Below are 17,376 nucleotides of genomic sequence, written 5' to 3' on the forward strand. Positions count from 1 at the left end.
GAACGCACAGTCGGCACGGTACCAAGCTCAACTGGATCCCGGCTATGCTTTTCACTCGGGGCAGCACGGCTTCGTGAGGCCGTCCCCGACTTGCCGCGCGGGGCAAGGCTTATTATCTCAATGGAAAACCGCCGGGGAATCCCATGAACGAGACCTTTCGCCGACCCAAAGTCGTGAAGACGGATGCCGAGTGGCGCGCCCTTCTGACGCCGGAGCAATACCGCGTCACCCGCGGCCACGGCACGGAATGCGCCTTCAGCGGCCCCTATCTGTCGCAGAAGGAAACGGGCACCTATAGTTGCGTGTGCTGCGGCGAGCCGCTGTTCCGCTCCGACACCAAGTTCGAATCAGGCACCGGCTGGCCCAGTTTCTTCCGCCCGATCGACGCCGGCGCCGTTACGGAAGTGCATGACCATTCCTATGGCATGCACCGCATCGAGGTGCGCTGCGCCACATGCGACGCTCATCTCGGCCACGTCTTCCCGGATGGTCCTCGCCCCACCGGAATGCGCTACTGCATGAACGGCGTCGCCCTCTCCTTCAAGGCGGACGCCGTGCAGGACGCCGCCTCGTGAGCAACGGCCAGCCGATGCCGGCCCCGCTGGTCCGCCATTTCCACGGCGAGACGCTTGTCGACCCCCATGCCTGGCTGCGCGCCGAGAACTGGCGCGAGGTGATGCGTGACCCAGCCGTGCTGGACGGCGGGATTCGCGCCTGGCTGGAGGCGGAAAATGAAGCCGCCGAGCGGTGGTTCGCCCCCCATGCCGGGCTGCGCCGCGCGCTGGTCGCGGAAATGCGCGCCCGCATCAAGGAAGATGATTCCTCGGTGCCGGCGGCGGACGGGCCGTTCGCCTATTTCACCCGCTTTCGCGAGGGCGGGCAGCATCCGTTGATCTGCCGCCGCCCGGCCGGCGCCATCGCCGGCGAGACCATCCTGCTGGATGGCGACGCCCTCGCCGAAGGCAAGGCCTATTTCCAGTTCGGCGACGCCCGCCAGTCGCCGGACCACGCGCTCTATGCCTGGACCGCCGACGAGGCCGGCTCGGAATATTACACGCTGCGCGTGCGCGACGTGACGGCGGGAACCGACCTTGCCGATGTGGTGGACGAGACCACCGGCGACGTGCTGTGGAGCGCCGACGGCGCCTATCTCTATTATATCCGCCGCGACGCCGAGCACCGGCCGAGCTTCGTCTATCGCCACCGGCTCGGGGCCGATCCGGCCGAGGACACGCTGATCTACGAGGAGCCGGACAAGGGCTTCTTCGTCTCGCTCGGACGTACGCAATCGGGTCGCTTCGGCCTTATTTCCTGCGGCGATCACGACACCAGCGAGATCTGGCTGCTCGACCTCGCGGCCCCGCTCGACGCGCCGCGGCGGGTGGAGCCGCGCGAGCCGGGCCTTCGCTATGGGGTGGAGCACCATCCCTCCCTCGGCGGCGTCGACAGCCTGATCATCGAGACCAATGCCGACGGGGCCGAGGACTTCAAGATCGTCGCCGCCCCGCTCGCCAGCCCCTCGCGCGCCCACTGGCGCGACCTCGTGCCGCATGTGCCGGGGCGGCTGCTGCTCTCCGTCAGCGTGCTGCGCGGCCATCTCGTGCGGCTGGAGCGCGAGGACGGGCTGCCGCGCATCGTCGTGCGCGCGCTGGGCGATGGCGCGGACCCTGCCGGCGCGGAACATGCGATCGCCTTTGCCGAGGAAGCCTATTCGCTCGGTTTCGATCCCGGCTACGGCTTCGACAAGACCGAGATCCGCTTCACCTACTCGTCCATGACCACGCCGTCCGAAGTGTGGGACTATGACGTGGCGAGCCGCGCGCGCGTGCTGCGCAAGCGGCAGGAAGTGCCCTCCGGCCACGATCCGGACCGCTACGTCACCCGCCGCCTGATGGCGCCGGCCAAAGACGGCGAACTCATTCCGGTGTCGCTGCTCTTCGCCAAGGACACCCCGCTCGACGGCTCGGCCCCGTGCCTGCTCTATGGCTACGGCGCCTATGGCATCTCGATTCCCGCGAGTTTCTCGACCTCGCGCCTCTCGCTGGTCGATCGCGGCTTCGTCTATGCCATCGCCCATATTCGCGGCGGCACGGAAAAGGGCTGGCGCTGGTACCGTGAAGGCAAGCTGTCGAAGAAGCCCAACACGTTCAGCGATTTCATCGCGGCCGCCGATCACCTCGTCGCGCAGGCCATCATCGCGCCGGACCGCATCATCGCCCATGGCGGATCGGCCGGCGGCATGCTGATGGGCGCGGTGGCCAATATGCGGCCGGAGCTTTTTGCCGGGCTCATTGCGGAAGTGCCATTCGTCGATGTGCTCAACACCATGCTCGACGACACGCTGCCGCTCACCCCGCCGGAATGGCCCGAATGGGGCAACCCGATCGCCGACCGCGCGGCCTTCGACACGATCCGCGCCTATTCGCCCTATGACAATGTCACGCCGCGGAACTACCCCGCCATCTTCGCGCTGGCAGGGCTTACCGACCCGCGCGTGACCTATTGGGAGCCGGCCAAGTGGGTGGCGAAGCTGCGCGCGACCCGCACGAACCGCGCGCCGCTGCTGCTGCGCACCAATATGGAAGCCGGCCATGGCGGCGCCGCCGGGCGCTTCGACCGGCTGGAGGAGACGGCGCAGGTCTATGCCTTCGCGCTGGAAATCGCCGAACAGCCTGAACCGGCAGGCCTGCACCCGCTGGCCTGAGGCAGAAGACCCGCGTTCGCGGCATAAAAAAGGGGCGCCGCACGGCGCCCCTTTTCGCATCCAGCATCCGAGGCTTCAGGCGTCGCTGCGGGCGGCGGCGCCGGAGACGTGATCGCGCAGTTGCTGCAGCGAGGCGAAGCGCACGGTTCCATCCGGCAGATCGGCCTCGATCGAGCCGTCGGAATAGAGCTTGTAGTTCATGCCGGCGATGGTGCCGGCCTTGAGCACCTTCACGTCCGGCGCCAGCGGCTCGTCGTCGGCCAGCAGATCGACGTCGCTGAGGAAGGACGGCGCGGCCGCCGGCGGGGCGGCGAATTCCGGCCGGGGGCCGGGCTCGCGTGCCGGCGCCAGCGGGGCGGGCTCCGGAACCGGCGGCTCGGGCTGGCGCGGTTCATCGAAGAACAGCGGGGCCAGTACCGGCGCGGGGGCCGGCGATTCCGGGATGCGCGGCGGCTCAGACGGGCGGTGCTCCATCGGCCGGGCCTCGGCCGCCGGGATATCGATCGGGCGGGCCTCGACCGATCGGGTCTCGGTGAGCCAGGAATCCGGCAGGCGCGGCTCCGGCGCCTTTGCCTCCGGCATGCGGTGCTCCGGGATGCGGGGCTCACCCATGCGAGGCTCGGCCATGCGGGGCTCCGGGATGCGGGGCTCGGTCATGCGGGGCTCGGCCCGTCCGTCGTCGAAGCCCATCGGCGCGGGGGGCGCGCGCTCCGCGGCCACGCCGTGCAGGGTGCGCAGGAAGCCCGGCAATTCGCGCGGCGCCTCCGCGGCGGGACGGGGCGCCGGCTCGGCGACGGGCCGCGGCACGGGCTCTGGCACGAATTCCGGCTCCGGCGCGAATTCCGGCTCGGCGATGAAATCGGGCTCCCGCGCGGGCTCCTCGACCCGTTCCGGCTCCGGTACGATATCGGTTTCCGCCTCGCGCTTGCGACGGAACCAGGAGGGCAGGATGCTGCGCGGCTGGGCCGTCTTGCGCTCCGCCGGCTCGGTCGTCCGCTCCGCAGGCTCCTCGTATTCAGGCTCCTCGTAGCGCGGCTCGGGCTCCGCCGGCATGTCGAAGGCCCGCGACGGGACGGGCTTCGCCACGGGCGCCGGCGGGGGAGCCGGCATCGGGGCCGGCGGCCGCGCGGCCACAGGCTCGTGACCGGCGGCGCGGGTCTCATGCGCCGCCACATGCGCCGCAAGCCGCGTCTCCGGCGGCAGAGGGCGCGCGTCCGGCGCGCTCGAGCGCGCCTCGGGCGCCGGGGCGCGGGCGCTGGAACGCGGCGGCACCATTTCCGGCGCGGGCGCAGACGGCGCGAAGACCGGATCGAGGTCCGTCGCCATCAAGTCCAGTTCCTCGTCCACGACGGGGTGCATCTCGTCCTCGGGCTCGAAATGAACGACGCCATCGAGCCTGTGGGCGATCTCCACCAGGGCCCGATGCACGTAGCCGAGGGCGACGAGCAGCAGGCCGCCGACAAAGCCGAAGCTTCCCGCCGTCAGAATTGCCGCGCCCGACGCCGTCTTCGATGCGTCGAACCCGAGCGCCCCGAGCAGAAAACCGATCACGGCAATTGCTGCGCCGATGCCGATGAAAATTGCACTCATCACTCACTCCGCCCCTCGACCGATTCGTCTTCGGCCCCCGTGCTGACGAACTTTATGTACGAACAGCGTTTACCAAAGATTTCCAGGCGATTGCACCCTTTGGAGTCGACTTGCGACGATAACGACGCCTCATCGGCATCGGCGCGTGCCGATGCCAAGATTTTCGGCGTGCGCGATGCTTTCGGTTGTCGACCGTCACGGACGGCCCTATCTAGACATGGCCGATCCTCCTCGGTGCCAGCGCACCCGTGGAAGGCGCCGTCGCGGCGCGGCCGGTTTCATTTTGCGGAGACAGATTCCATGTCCTTCACGCTTCCCGAGCTTCCCTATTCCTACGACGCACTCGCGCCCTACATGTCGCGCGAGACACTCGAATACCACCACGACAAGCACCATCTTGCCTATGTCACCAATGGCAACAATCTGCTGAAGGGCACGGAATTCGAGGGCAAGTCGCTCGAGGAGATCGTCAAGGGCTCCTACGGCAAGATCCCCGGCCTCTTCAACAATGCCGGCCAGCACTATAATCACCTGCACTTCTGGAACTGGCTGAAGCCCAATGGCGGCGGCGCCATTCCCGGCGAGCTTGAAAAGAAGATCGTAGAGGATCTTGGCTCGGTCGAGAAGTTCAAGGAAGACTTCATTCAGGCCGGCGTCACGCAATTCGGTTCGGGCTGGGCCTGGCTGGCGCTGAAGGACGGCAAGCTCGTCATCGACAAGACCCCGAACGGCGAAAGCCCGCTGATCAAGGGCGCGACCCCGCTGCTCGGCGTCGACGTGTGGGAACACTCCTACTATATCGACTACCGCAACCGTCGCCCGGACTACCTCAAGGCGTTCGTCGAGAATCTGGTGAACTGGGACTACGTGGCCGAGCTTTATTCCAAGGCGGTCTGACAGCCCTGCCGGGGATCGCGGGCCGTCGGCACGATCAGCGTGCCGACGGCCCCTTTCTATGTCGCCCGGGCGGGCGGAAGCGTCAGCCGAGAATGTCGTATTTTCGCGGAACATAGCCCTTCACGCAGAAATCCATCCGGTAGTTCAGCGAATATTCCGAGCGCCACTGGTAGAGCCAGTTCTCGCACGCGTCCCGGGTCTTGAAGCAGCCCACGGCTGTGCGCCATTCATAGCGGTACATTCCGCCAAAGGCGTCGCGCTGGCCGGTGAAATGGCCGTACCACAGATCGGCGGCGGGAATGCTGGCCGCCATCGCCTTGCAGTCGCCGCCCTGAAACGTGCCGGTGAATTCATAGGCCCCGGCCGGCGCGGCCCCGAGCGCGGCCCCCGCCGCCAGCCCGGTGACGGCGACGATGATGCGCAATGAGCGTCTCATTGGCAGGCTCCTTTCTGCTGCGGCGCCGCACGGGATCGCCCGCTCAGAGCCAGCGAATCATCCGCAACAATGCAACCAGCCCCGCGCCGAGCAAACCGGCGATCAGCGTCACCGCCCAGAAGCCGTTCGGGTCCTGCGCGCCGGGAATGCCCTCCACATTCATGCCCATGAGGCCGGTGATGAGCGTCATCGGCGCGAACACCACCGTCACCGCGGCGAGGATCAGCATGGAATGGTTCATTTGCTCGGCGCGCCGCTCCACCATCTGGTCATAGATGACGGCGGCGCGGTCGCGCACCGAATCCAGTTCCTCGGCAAAGCGCGTCACCCGGTCCGCCGCCTCGCGCAGCCGGTTGCGGTCGCGCGGGGAGAGCCATTCGGCATCCTCCAGCGAGAAATGGTTCAGCGCCTCGCGCTGCGGTGCGATGTAGCGGCGCAGGATGATGGCGACGCGCCGCACCTCCGAGACCTTCACGCTGAGATTGGACAGCGTGGCGCTGAGCACCAGTTCTTCCAGTTCGTCCGCCTGTTCGGCCAGCGCGGTGATGACCGTGTCCATGCGGTCGACAAGGCGCATGGACAGGTCGGCGACGAACTCGCCCGGCGAGCGCGGCGCCCGGCCCCGCTGGATCGCATCCTCGAAATCGCCCACCGCCGACAGGGTGCGCTTGCGCACCGAGACGATGCGGTTGGGTTCCACCCAGAAGCGGATGGAATGCATCTCGTCCGGCAGCGAATAGGGCATCAGGTTGATGCCGCGCAGGTTCAGGAAGGCGCCGTTGTCGAACAGCGCGCAACGCGGGCGCGTCTCGGCCGCGGTCAGCGATTCAATGATGGACGGATCGATCAGGCTCTCGTCGTTCAGCCAGTTCTTCCCATAGCGGTGATCGAGCTGCTGCAGGTTGATCCAGTCGAAGCCGCGTCCGGAGGGAGCGCCGCGCCGTATCTCGTCCCAGCCGATGCGGCGGCCCGTGCCGGCGCCGTCGAAGGACCATGCCGAGATCAGGCCCTCACTATCGTAGTCGACCACGCGCTGCCCTCCGTGCCCGCGACATGAATGCGCGGTGAATGAGATAGATGGAATGCGTTCAGTTTGATGAACCTTTCGCAACAAACGGTTCAGTTCACCGTAAGCCGCCGGGGACTAGCTTTCCCAGCATGAACGGCCGATCCCGGCCGCGGGCGATTAGCAGAGTTCATCGAGGCCATCATGTTCAGCTTTGCCAGGTTCCGCTTTGCCACCACCACCAAGCTGGCCGCGCTCGCGCTGGCCGGCCTCACCCTCGCCTCCACCGTTCCCGCCGCCGCGGGCGGCTGGGATGGCGGCCCCGGCCCCCGCCATGGCTGGGGCGGGCCGGGCCCGCGCCACGGCTGGGGCGGCGGCGGCCCCGGCTGGGGACGTGGCCCCGGCTATTATTACGGCCCGCGCAACAATGGCGGCGCCGTGGCGGCCGGCATCATCGGCGGACTGGTGGTCGGCGGCATCGCCGCCGCGGCCGCCAACAACTACTATAACCAGCCGCGCTGCTGGACCGAGACCCAGACGGTCTATGATAATTGGGGCCGGCCTTTCTACCGCGACGTGCGGATGTGCCGCTGAGGCTTCTCTCCTTCCACGTAGCGTGACCCTGCCTGGGGGCGGAGCGATCCGCCCCTTTCGCGCAGGCACCCGTGTCGCCTTTACCCGCTTGGCCTTTCCCAGCTTGGCCTTTACCCGCTTGGCGGCGGATCGACCTTGACGATGCCGGCGCGGTCGAGCCCCGCCAGCGCCGCGCGGATCGGCATGCCGAGCACGATGAGATCGGGCGCCAGTTCGGCGAGCGGAATGAGCGCGAAGGCCCGCTGCATCATGCGCGGATGGGGAATCTCCAGGTCCGGCTCGTCGATCACCTCCTCGCCATAGAGCAGGATGTCGATATCGATGGTGCGCGGCCCGAAGCGCACCTCGCGCGTGCGGTCCCGCCCGAAAGCGTGCTCCACCCCGAGCAGCAGGTTGAGCAGCTCGCGGGCGGAAAGCTCGGTCTCCACCGCCACCACCATGTTGAGATAGGGGCCCTGCGGCACCGGGCCCCAGGGCGGCGTCTCGTAAAGCGAGGAGCGGGCGATGATCGTCAGCCCGGCGCGGGCGATGAGGCCCACCGCCTTGGCCATGGTGCCGGCGCGCTCGCCCAGATTGGAGCCGAGGCAGAGATAGGCGACGCGCTTCTCGACCTTGCGCGGCCGCCGGATGAAGAAGTCCGGCGCGGTGCTACGCGGCATGGAGGATCGCCTCCGTCACCCGCGCCGCCTGCACATGGGCGCCCACGTCATGCACGCGGATCATCGCGCAGCCGGCCATGATGCCGATGACGTTGGAGGCGATGGTGCCCGGCAGCCGCTCGGCCGGCGTGGTCTCGATCACCTTGCCGATCAGCGATTTGCGCGAGGTGCCGAGCAGCACGGGAAAGCCGAGCGCCACGAACCGGCCAAGCGCGGCGAGCGCGGCGAGATTCTGCTCGAAGGTCTTGCCGAAGCCGATGCCGGGATCGAGGCTGATGCGCGCGGGGGCAATGCCGGCGCGCGCCGCCCGCTCCAGCGACTGCTCGAAGAAGGCAAGTATGTCCGGGACGATGTCGATGCTCGCATCGACCGTGCTGCGGTTGTGCATGGCGACGACCCCCGCGTCATGGGCGGCGGCCACGCGCGCCATGTCGGGATCGCCCATCAGGCCCCAGATGTCGTTCACGATCGCGGCACCCTTCTTGAGGGCCGCTTCGGCGACCACCGCCTTCTGGGTGTCGATGGAGAGCGGCACCGGCAGCCCGGCCAGCGCCTCCACCACGGGAAGCACGCGGCGAAGCTCCTCCTCCACCGGCACCGGCATATGGCCGGGCCGGGTCGATTCCCCGCCAATGTCGAGAATATCGGCGCCTTCCGCCACCAGCCGGCGGGCATTGGCGAGCGCGTCGTCGAGCGCGGCGCTGCGACCGCCATCGGAGAAGGAGTCCGGCGTGACGTTGAGAATGCCCATCACCAGCGTCCGCCCGGCATAGTCGAGCCGGCGGCCGCGCGCGTCGAAACGGCGTTGGGTGGGCGGGGCGAGAGCGGCCATGGTCTTCCCGGTCATGCGTTTGTCATCCTCCCCATCGCGCGCCACGGGGCGGAAGGCAAGCGCCTCGCACGTCGAACGTCATCCCGGACGCGCCACGGGCGCGCGCCGGGATCGCGCGCCGTTCCTTCACCTTCCGGCGATCCCGGCTCGACGGCGGCGCCTTCGGCCGGGATGACGGACAGGCCCGGCTTGCCGAACCGCCCCCGCCTGCGCTCTAAAGGTGGACCTTGAGTGCGCTCGCGGGAGGCGATCATGTCGACAGGCATTGACGGCAAGATATTCGTCGACGGCAAGATATTCGTCGGCAAAAGCGAGAAGCCGGAATACCTGACCTTGAAGCTCGCCAACCGCCACGGGCTCGCCACCGGCGCCACCGGCACCGGCAAGACGGTGACGCTGCAGACGCTGGCGGAAGGCTTTTCCCGGGCCGGCGTGCCGGTCTTCGCCGCCGATATCAAGGGCGACCTGTCCGGCGTCGCCATGCCCGGCGAGGGCCAGGACTGGATCCTCAAGCGCTGCGCCGAGATCGGCCTCGATTATGTGCCCGATGAATTCCCGGTGATCTTCTGGGACCTGTTCGGCGAGCAGGGCCATCCCGTGCGGGCCACCATTTCCGAGATGGGCCCGCTGCTGCTGGCGCGGCTGATGAACCTCAACGAGGTGCAGGAAGGCGTGCTCAACGTCGTCTTCCGCATCGCCGACGAGCAGGGGCTGCTGCTGCTCGACCTCAAGGACCTCCGGGCGATGCTGGCCTTCGTGGCCGAGAATGCCGCCCGGCTCACCACAACCTACGGCAACGTCTCCGCGGCCACCGTGGGCGCCATCCAGCGCGCGCTGCTGGTGCTGGAGAACCAGGGCGCCGATCGGTTCTTCGGCGAGCCGGCGCTCGCGATCGCCGATCTGATGCGGATCGACCCGCGCTCGGGCTATGGCACGATCAGCATCCTCGCCGCCGACAAGCTGATGGGCTCGCCCCAGCTCTACGCCTCCTTCCTGCTATGGCTCTTGTCCGAGCTGTTCGAGGAACTGCCCGAGCTGGGCGACCCCGACAAGCCGAAGATCGTGTTCTTCTTCGACGAGGCGCATCTGCTGTTCGACGATGCCCCCAAGGCGCTGCTGCAGAAGATCGAGCAGGTCGTCCGCCTCATCCGCTCCAAGGGCGTGGGCGTGTATTTCGTCACGCAGAACCCGCTCGACGTGCCCGAGAGCGTGCTCGCCCAGCTGGGCAACCGCGTGCAGCACGCGCTGCGCGCCTTCACCCCGCGCGACCAGAAGGCGGTGAAGGCGGCAGCCGACACATTCCGCCCCAACCCGAAGCTCGATACCGCCCAGGTCATCACCGAACTCGGCAAAGGCGAGGCGCTGGTCTCCATGCTGGAAGGCAACGGCACGCCCTCCATCGTCGAGCGCACGCTCATCGCCCCGCCCGCCGGCCGCGTCGGCCCGATCACGCCGGAACTGCGCAAGGTGGCGATCGCCAGCAGCCCGGTACGCGGGCGCTATGATGAGACGCTCGACCGCGAGTCGGCCTATGAAATGCTGGCCAAGCGCGCGGCGGGCGATGCACCGGAAGAAGCCCCGCCCGCGCCGGGCCGTGGCGACGCCGCCGCTCCCGCGCCGACGCAAGCCGATGCCGCGGGCGGCGGCTGGATCTCCGACGTGCTGGGCGGCCTGTTCGGTGGCGGACGGACGCGCGGGCGCATGACCATTGGCGAGCAGGTCGCCCGCCAGGTGACGCGCGAAGTGGTCAACCAGGCGACCAAGGCGATCCTGCGCAACGTGCTGGGCGGGCGCGCGCGCGCCACCGGCGCGGTCTCCGCCCCGCGCGCCACCCGGGCCTCCAGCTCGTCCAGCGCGGCGCCATCCGACGATTTCGCGCAGATCTTCAACGACTTCACGGGCAACACGCCCACCAACCGCCGCAAGTGAGCCATACCATGTCCGATCTCGACCGCGTCCTCGCCGCGGTGGATGCCGACCTCGACGCTGCCATCGCGCGCCTGTTCGACTTCCTGCGCATCCCCTCCATCTCGACCGACCGCGCCTATGCGGCCGACTGCCGGCGCGCCGGGCAGTGGCTGGTGGACGATCTCGCCGGCCTCGGGCTCACGGCGACGCTGAACGACACGCCGGGCCACCCCGTCGTCACCGCCCGCTCGGATGGCGGCGCGGGCAAGCGCGTGCTGTTCTACGGCCATTATGACGTGCAGCCGGTGGACCCGCTGAACCTGTGGGACAACCCGCCCTTCGAGCCGACCCTCATCGAGGGGCCGAACGGCGAACGGCGCATCGTCGCGCGCGGCTCGTCGGACGACAAGGGTCAGGTCATGACCTTCGTGGAGGCCTGCCGCGCCTATCTCAAGGTCACGGGCGCGCTGCCGGTGGATGTCACCTTCCTCGTGGAAGGCGAGGAAGAGAGCGGCTCGGGCAACCTGCCGCCCTTCCTCGCCGCCAACCGCGAGCCGCTCAAGGCCGATATCGCCCTGGTCTGCGACACCAGCATGTGGGACCGGCACACACCGGCCATCACCATCTCGCTGCGTGGGCTGATGCATGACGAGATCGTCATCACCTGCGCCAATCGCGACCTGCATTCGGGCTATTATGGTGGCGCCGCGGCCAACCCGCTGCACGTCCTCTCGAAGATCATCGCCAGCGTGCATGGCGCGGATGGCCACATCACCATTCCCGGCTTTTATGATGGCGTGAGCGAGCCGCCGGACGCGGTAAAGGCGCAGTGGGCCAGCCTCGGCCTCACGCCGGAGAGCTTCCTCGGGCCGATCGGCCTCACCACCCCGATCGGCGAGGCCGGACGCTCGCTGATCGAGATGACCACCTCGCGCCCAACCTTCGAGGTCAACGGCATGTGGGGCGGCTATATCGGCGAGGGGGGCAAGACGGTGATCCCCTCCATCGCCACCGCCAAGATCACCTGCCGCCTCGTCGCCGGGCAGGACCCTCGCCATGTGCGGGACGCGGTGCGCGCCTTTATCCGCGCGCAGCTGCCGCCCGACGCGACCGTCGACTTCCTCAGCGGCGACGGCTCGCCAGCGGTGGCGGTGTCGCACGACAACCCCAACCTTGCCCGGGCGGCGGCGGCGCTGGAGGACGAGTGGGGCCGGCCTGCGGTCACCATCGGCGGCGGCGGTTCGATTCCCATCGTCGGACACTTCAAGAAGACGCTGGATCAGGACACGCTGCTGATCGGCTTCGCGCTCGACGACGACCGCATCCATTCGCCGAACGAGAAATACGACCTCGCCTCGTTCCACAAGGGCATTCGCAGCTGGGTCCGCGTGCTCGCGGCGCTGGCGGATTGAGGGGAACGGCATGTCGCATCATTGGACGCAGACCTGGACATTCTTCGAAGGGCAATGGCACGAGGGCAACCTGCCGATCATGGGTGTGCGCACCCATGCGGCCTGGCTTGGCAGCTCGGTGTTCGACGGCGCTCGCGCCTTTGAAGGCGTGACGCCGGATCTCGAGCTGCATTGCGCGCGGGTCAACTGCTCGGCGGTGGCGATGGGCCTCAAGCCGGTCGTATCCATCGGGAAATGGGTGGAGCTGACCCATCAGGGCCTCAAGCGCTTCGCACCCGACGCCGCGCTCTACATCCGCCCGATGTACTGGGCCGAGTTCCCCGGCCCGCGCACCGTGGACGCCGACCCGGAATCCACCCGGTGGTGCCTGACCATCTTCGAGGCCGGCATGCCTGATACGGCGCGCGGCCTGGCGGTGACGCTCTCGCCGTTCCGCCGCCCGAGCATCGAATGCGCGGTGACGGACGCCAAGGCCGGCGCACTCTACCCCAACGGTAGCCGCGCGCTGGCGGAGGCGTATAAGCGCGGCTTCGACAATGCAGTGCTGTGCGACATGCTCGGCAACGTCGCCGAACTGGCCACCGCCAACATCTTCCTGGCCAAGGACGGCGTCGCGTTCACCCCGGCGCCCAACGGCACCTTCCTGTCCGGCATCACCCGCACCCGCGCGATCGGGCTGCTGCGCGAGGCCGGGGTGGAGGTTGTGGAAACCGCACTGCGCTGGGACGATTTCAAGAGTGCCGACGAGGTATTCACGACCGGAAATTACTCCAAGGTCGCGCCCATCACCCGCGTCGAGGAGCGCGAATTGCAGCCCGGCCCGGTGTTCCGCAAGGCGCGCAAACTCTACTGGGACTTCGCGCATGGCTGAAGCCGCCCGTGCCGCGAGCCGCTGAGCCGGCCATCGGCCGGCCGAAAAACGCCCCCGCCGGCCGGCGGGGGCGGCAACACGCCATGCTGTGCAGGGCCGGCGGCGCGGCTACATCTTGAAGCGGCGGCTCCAGTCGTCGATCTGGCGATTGGCTTCGTCCTTCGCCAGGCCATAGCGCTCCTGCAACACGCCTTCGAGTTGCTCGCGCTTGCCGTGCAGGCGGTCGATATCATCGTCGGTCAGCTTGCCCCATTGCTGGCGCACCTGACCCTTGAGCTGTTTCCAGTTGCCTTCGATACGATCCCAATTCATCGGGGCTCTCCCATGTTGCAAAGGGTGCCTCGCCTCGTCAGGCAAGGGGCGCGCCGGCCCGCAGCTGTCGAGCGACCTATCCGCGTCGCCGCCGCATGGGGTTGCCGGCACGGGCTCGGCTGCTAGCATCGTGTGAACAACGCACAGGTCGCCGTTTTGATCCACGCCGCTCCCCTTCCCTCGCTTGAGGCCCTGGTCGACGGTGTGCGCGCCGGGCGCCGGGCGATGCTCGCCCGTGCCATCACGCTGGTGGAATCGCGCAAGGCCGCGCACCGCACGCTGGCCGAGGCACTGCTGCAGGCGCTGCTGCCGCAGACCGGGCGAGCGGTGCGGGTGGGCATTACCGGCGTGCCGGGCGTAGGCAAGTCGACCACCATAGACGCGCTCGGCACGCATCTTCTGGCCCAGGGCCACCGCGTCGCCGTGCTGGCGGTCGATCCCTCCTCGACCCGCACCGGCGGCTCGATCCTCGGCGACAAGACCCGCATGGCGCGCCTGTCGATGGACGAGCGCGCCTTCGTGCGCCCCTCGCCTTCCGCCGGCACGCTGGGCGGGGTGGCGGCGCGCACCCGCGAGACCATGCTGCTGTGCGAGGCGGCCGGCTATGACGTGGTGCTGGTCGAGACGGTCGGCGTCGGCCAGTCGGAGACGGCGGTGGCGGACATGACCGACACCTTCCTCGTGCTCATGCTGCCCGGAGCGGGCGACGAGTTGCAGGGCATCAAGAAAGGCATCCTCGAACTGGCCGACATCGTCGCGGTGAACAAGGCGGATGGCGAGAACCTCCCGCGCGCCCGTGCGGCGGCCGGCGAATACCGCGCCGCGCTTCACGTTCTCGGCGGCCGCGAGGCGCATTGGGCGCCGCCGGTGCTCACCTATTCCGGCCTCACCGGCGCGGGCATCGAGGATGTGTGGAGCCAGGTGCTGCTGCATCGCGAGCGTTCCCGTCTCGCCGGCGCGTTCGCGGCCAAGCGCAGCGCGCAGCAGGTCAAGTGGATGTGGACGCTGTTCGACGACCGGCTGCGCGGGCGCATGCGCGCGGACCCCGTGCTGCGGGCCGAGGTGCCGGCCATCGAGCGCGCGGTGGCCGATGGCCGCCTCGCCCCCACGCTTGGCGCCTCACGCGTCGCCGCGCTGCTGGGTGTGTGAGGCCCGCTCGCGGCCATCAAAGCAGTGGACAGGCGCGCGCGCAGGACCGACACTCCCGCCGCGTGAGCAGGCGTGCAATCGAAACAAGGCGTCGTCATCAACGGCGCGCAGGGAGGCACGACATGACCAAGCAGGATCTCGCGGGACGCCGGGTGTTCCTGGTCGAGGACGAATCACTGGTCGCCATGATGATCGAGGAGATGATCGAGGAGCTTGGCGGCACGGTCGTCGGCACGGAATCGGGCATTAACGGCGCGCTCGACTTCATCGCCTCGCGACATTCGGAGATCGATGTCGCGCTGCTCGACGTCAACCTCAATGGCAATCGCAGCTACCCGATCGCGCAGGCCGTGTCCGGCCACGGCATCCCTCTGGTGTTCGCGACCGGCTATGCCGATAATGACCTGCTCGCCGAATGGCGTGACCGGCCGACCCTTGCCAAGCCATTCCAACTGGCCGAACTCGAAGGCGCTCTGGCGCTGGCGCTCAAGCCGGGTCCCGGCTGACGCCGCGCCCGCGCATCGAGGCGGCGTGCCCATCCCGCCCCATCCCGGCAGCGCTCCATCGTTGACACACCCCCTCGCGTCTCCACGATTGCTGATCACCGGTTTCGGCCGCTTCCCCGGCGCGCCGGCCAATCCCTCCGGCACGCTGGCGCGCGCCCTCGCCCGCTCGCGCCGTCTCGGCAGGCTCGCTGTCGAATTTCGGGTACTGCCGACGGCGTGGGAGGAGGCACAGGCCTTTCCCGCGCTGCTGCAGCGGCTTTCCCCCGACATCGTGCTGATGCTCGGCCTCGCCGGGCGACGGCGCGCTATCTGCGTGGAGCGGATCGCCCGGCGGGCGAGCGGCGGGTTTCCCGATGTCCGCCGCCGCCGCCCCGCCGCGCGCCCAGTGGAAAGCCCGGTGGGGGGCCAAGTGGGGGGCCAGGTGGAAAGCCCGATAAAAACGAGCGCCGCCCTGCGGCGCTGCGCGGCGGATGCGGTCGATCTCGTGCACGCCCTGCGGGCCGCGCATGCGCCTGCCCGGGTGTCGCGCGATGCGGGGCGCTATATCTGCAATGCTCTCGCCTATGGCGCCTATGGCTGGGCCCGCGCGGCGGAACCGGCGCGACGGGCGGTGTTCGTGCACATTCCCTATCCCCGCGCCGGCCTGACGGGCCAGGCCCTGCTGCGGGCGCTGGAAGCGCTGGTACTACGCCTCGTCGCGCAGCACCGGCAAGCTCACCTCAACCGGCCGCACCTCATGGCGATGGTGGCATCTCCACCGTGATCCGGATCGACGCGTACCAGGCGGCGAGGTTGGCGATGTCGGCATCGGACAGTCCCTTGGCGACCACGGTCATCATCTCGTTTTCGCGGCGACCGGCGCGGAAATCCTCCAGCGCCTTCGCGAGATAGATGTCGACCTGTCCGGCGAGGTTGGGCGCCGTGGGCAATTGCGACATGCCGTTGCTGCCGTGGCAGACCGCGCATTGCGCGGATGCCTTGGCGCGCCCGGCCTTGGCATCCTGCGCCATGGCCGGCGCGCATAGCAGCATCGATGCCGCGAGGAGCGGCACGCAGAAGACGACTTTCATCTGGTAATCCCGGACCTGGAGATAAGACCCCCGCGACCGTGACGGCCGCGGGGATGCGCATGCGAGGGCTCAATTGTCGCCGTACGAAATGCGGTAGATCGCGCCGGCCGTGTCGTCCGAGACCAGCAGCGAACCGTCATTGAGCTGCGCCACCGACGCAGGCCGGCCCAGATATTCCCCGTTCGGCGTCAGCCAGCCCGAGGCGAACACCTCGGTCTTATCGGCGGTGCCGTCCTCCTTCAGCGTGGTGAACATCACCCGCGCCCCGACCGGCGTGGTGCGGTTCCACGAGCCGTGCTGCACCGAGAAGATGCCGCCGCGATAGGCTTGCGGGAACTGCTGGCCGGAATAGAAGGTCATGCCGAGATCGGCCGCGTGCGCCGCCATCTCCACTTCCGGCTTCACCGCATCGGCGGGCGGCGTCTGGTCCTTGTATTCGACCGTGCGCACCGAGCCGCCGCCGAAATAGGGGAAGCCGAAATTCTCGCCTTCCTTGGTGGCGCGGTTCAGTTCGCCGGGCGGGATGTCGTCACCCATGCCGTCGACCTGATTGTCGGTGAACCACAGGGTCTTGTCCCTAGGGTTGAAGTCCATGCCCACCGAGTTGCGCACCCCGGTCGCATAGACCTCGCGGTTCTTGCCGTCGCGATCCATGCGCACGATGCCGCTCATGCCGACCTTCTTGTAGAGGTCCATCTTCTCCTTGGGGAAGACGTTGAAGGGCTGGCCGAGCGTTATGTAGAGCTTGTCATCGGGCCCGATACGGCAGACGCGGGCGGTGTGGTTGAAGGATTCCTCCGTCACCGGGATCAGGTCACCCTGCTTGACCACCTGAAAGGCGGCGACATCGGGCCCCTCGTAGAAGAACTCCGCCGCCGGGAACAGCAGCACGCGGTTCTGCTCGCTGACGAAGAGGAAGCCGTCCTTGGAAAAGCATACGCCGTTGGGCAGCTTGAACTGGATGGAGGGCGCGAAGACTTTCACCTCGTCGGCGACGCGGTCCTTGTCGCGGTCCGTCACCGCCCAGACCTTGGACTTGCGGGTGCCGACAAAGACCACGCCGGCGGAGGGGCCGACCGCCATCTCGCGGGCGTCCGGCACGATGGCGTAGAGCGAAATCTTGAAGCCTTCCGGCAGCTTGATCCCCGCCAGCGTCTTGTTGAACGCGGCGACGCGCGGCCCGGTCTGCGGCACCGTCTCCATCTCCATGGAGGCGCCGGTGGACTGGAAGTTGGACAGTTTATCGAGATTGTCGGTCGACTGGGCGAGAGCGCCGGAAACGCCGGCCGACAGCACCATGGCACCGGCCAGTATCGTCGACGCCATCAGAGCGCCGGCCCGCTGGCCGCGCGGGTTCTTGGTCATGGGGTTCCTCCTAGGAATGCCGAACCTCGAGCGGGTCCGTTGCGCGGGCACGCTAGCATGGCAAA

Annotated in this window: 18 protein-coding genes; 10 read left to right on the forward strand and 8 right to left on the reverse strand. The window is 68.4% G+C overall.

What is annotated here, in order from left to right; translation table 11 throughout:
- The first annotated feature begins 143 nt into the window (after positions 1-143).
- Entirely contained in the window at positions 144-575 is a 432-nt protein-coding gene (msrB, locus tag QOZ99_RS18220) for a peptide-methionine (R)-S-oxide reductase MsrB (RefSeq protein ID WP_306891424.1), read from the forward strand.
- Between the two features lie 14 nt (positions 576-589).
- Positions 590-2,704 carry a S9 family peptidase gene (locus tag QOZ99_RS18225; RefSeq protein WP_306891474.1) on the forward strand — a complete coding sequence of 705 codons (2,115 nt, stop codon included), beginning with the start codon at positions 590-592 and terminating at the stop codon, positions 2,702-2,704.
- 75 nt (positions 2,705-2,779) lie between these two features.
- Here QOZ99_RS18225 and QOZ99_RS18230 read toward each other — a convergent pair whose 3' ends face one another.
- Positions 2,780-4,294: a hypothetical protein gene (locus tag QOZ99_RS18230; protein WP_306891425.1), complete on the reverse strand. Its 1,515-nt coding sequence runs from the start codon at positions 4,292-4,294 to the stop codon at positions 2,780-2,782.
- Positions 4,295-4,594: 300 nt separating this feature from the next.
- Here QOZ99_RS18230 and QOZ99_RS18235 point away from each other — a divergent pair, with 300 nt between their 5' ends.
- Entirely contained in the window at positions 4,595-5,191 is a 597-nt protein-coding gene (locus QOZ99_RS18235) for a superoxide dismutase (RefSeq protein WP_306891426.1), read from the forward strand.
- Positions 5,192-5,273: 82 nt separating this feature from the next.
- On the opposite strand, the gene QOZ99_RS18240 is transcribed toward QOZ99_RS18235, so the two are convergent.
- Together QOZ99_RS18240 and QOZ99_RS18245 are read right to left on the reverse strand one after the other, a co-directional pair.
- Positions 5,274-5,627, reverse strand: a complete 354-nt coding sequence (locus tag QOZ99_RS18240; RefSeq protein ID WP_306891427.1) for a hypothetical protein — start codon at positions 5,625-5,627, stop codon at positions 5,274-5,276.
- 43 nt (positions 5,628-5,670) lie between these two features.
- A complete protein-coding gene (locus QOZ99_RS18245) occupies positions 5,671-6,657 on the reverse strand; it encodes a zinc transporter ZntB (RefSeq protein WP_306891428.1) in 987 nt (328 codons plus the stop codon).
- A 180-nt stretch (positions 6,658-6,837) separates the two neighbouring features.
- Between QOZ99_RS18245 and QOZ99_RS18250 the strand changes: the two genes are divergently transcribed.
- The gene (locus tag QOZ99_RS18250) at positions 6,838-7,227 is read left to right on the forward strand and encodes a hypothetical protein (RefSeq protein WP_306891429.1); all 390 of its coding nucleotides are present in this window, start codon (positions 6,838-6,840) and stop codon (positions 7,225-7,227) included.
- A 110-nt stretch (positions 7,228-7,337) separates the two neighbouring features.
- On the opposite strand, the gene folK is transcribed toward QOZ99_RS18250, so the two are convergent.
- The gene (folK, locus tag QOZ99_RS18255) at positions 7,338-7,886 is read right to left on the reverse strand and encodes a 2-amino-4-hydroxy-6-hydroxymethyldihydropteridine diphosphokinase (protein WP_306891430.1); all 549 of its coding nucleotides are present in this window, start codon (positions 7,884-7,886) and stop codon (positions 7,338-7,340) included.
- A complete protein-coding gene (gene folP / locus QOZ99_RS18260; RefSeq protein WP_306891475.1) occupies positions 7,876-8,718 on the reverse strand; it encodes a dihydropteroate synthase in 843 nt (280 codons plus the stop codon). The genes folK and folP overlap by 11 nt, the downstream gene beginning before the upstream one ends.
- A gap of 252 nt (positions 8,719-8,970) precedes the next feature.
- Between folP and QOZ99_RS18265 the strand changes: the two genes are divergently transcribed.
- From QOZ99_RS18265 to QOZ99_RS18275, 3 genes are read left to right on the forward strand one after another with little or no spacing between them, the layout of a single operon-like run.
- The gene (locus tag QOZ99_RS18265) at positions 8,971-10,647 is read left to right on the forward strand and encodes a helicase HerA-like domain-containing protein (RefSeq protein ID WP_306891431.1); all 1,677 of its coding nucleotides are present in this window, start codon (positions 8,971-8,973) and stop codon (positions 10,645-10,647) included.
- 8 nt (positions 10,648-10,655) lie between these two features.
- Positions 10,656-12,038: a dipeptidase gene (locus tag QOZ99_RS18270; protein WP_306891432.1), complete on the forward strand. Its 1,383-nt coding sequence runs from the start codon at positions 10,656-10,658 to the stop codon at positions 12,036-12,038.
- Positions 12,039-12,048: 10 nt separating this feature from the next.
- Entirely contained in the window at positions 12,049-12,909 is an 861-nt protein-coding gene (locus QOZ99_RS18275; RefSeq protein WP_306891433.1) for a branched-chain amino acid aminotransferase, read from the forward strand.
- 108 nt (positions 12,910-13,017) lie between these two features.
- Here the strand turns inward: QOZ99_RS18275 and QOZ99_RS18280 are convergent, their stop codons facing one another.
- Positions 13,018-13,221 carry a CsbD family protein gene (locus QOZ99_RS18280; RefSeq protein ID WP_183187950.1) on the reverse strand — a complete coding sequence of 68 codons (204 nt, stop codon included), beginning with the start codon at positions 13,219-13,221 and terminating at the stop codon, positions 13,018-13,020.
- A gap of 156 nt (positions 13,222-13,377) precedes the next feature.
- On the opposite strand from QOZ99_RS18280, the gene meaB reads away from it, so the two are divergent.
- The 3 genes from meaB to QOZ99_RS18295 all read left to right on the forward strand — a co-directional run bounded on the left by meaB (position 13,378) and on the right by QOZ99_RS18295 (position 15,639).
- A complete protein-coding gene (gene meaB, locus QOZ99_RS18285) occupies positions 13,378-14,370 on the forward strand; it encodes a methylmalonyl Co-A mutase-associated GTPase MeaB (protein ID WP_306891476.1) in 993 nt (330 codons plus the stop codon).
- A gap of 122 nt (positions 14,371-14,492) precedes the next feature.
- Positions 14,493-14,876 carry a response regulator gene (locus QOZ99_RS18290; protein WP_306891435.1) on the forward strand — a complete coding sequence of 128 codons (384 nt, stop codon included), beginning with the start codon at positions 14,493-14,495 and terminating at the stop codon, positions 14,874-14,876.
- Between the two features lie 88 nt (positions 14,877-14,964).
- Positions 14,965-15,639, forward strand: coding sequence for a pyroglutamyl-peptidase I (locus tag QOZ99_RS18295; RefSeq protein WP_306891436.1), 675 nt, complete (start codon positions 14,965-14,967; stop codon positions 15,637-15,639).
- On the opposite strand, the gene QOZ99_RS18300 is transcribed toward QOZ99_RS18295, so the two are convergent.
- Complete coding sequence (locus tag QOZ99_RS18300; protein WP_306891437.1) at positions 15,611-15,946, reverse strand: c-type cytochrome; 336 nt, start codon at positions 15,944-15,946, stop codon at positions 15,611-15,613. The genes QOZ99_RS18295 and QOZ99_RS18300 overlap by 29 nt on opposite strands.
- Positions 15,947-16,015: 69 nt before the next feature.
- A complete protein-coding gene (locus QOZ99_RS18305) occupies positions 16,016-17,245 on the reverse strand; it encodes a PQQ-dependent sugar dehydrogenase (RefSeq protein ID WP_370876888.1) in 1,230 nt (409 codons plus the stop codon).
- Between the last annotated feature and the right edge of the window lie 131 nt (positions 17,246-17,376).

The organism is Ancylobacter amanitiformis (assembly GCF_030814815.1).
In the GTDB taxonomy this organism is placed as follows: Bacteria; Pseudomonadota; Alphaproteobacteria; order Rhizobiales; family Xanthobacteraceae; genus Ancylobacter; species Ancylobacter amanitiformis.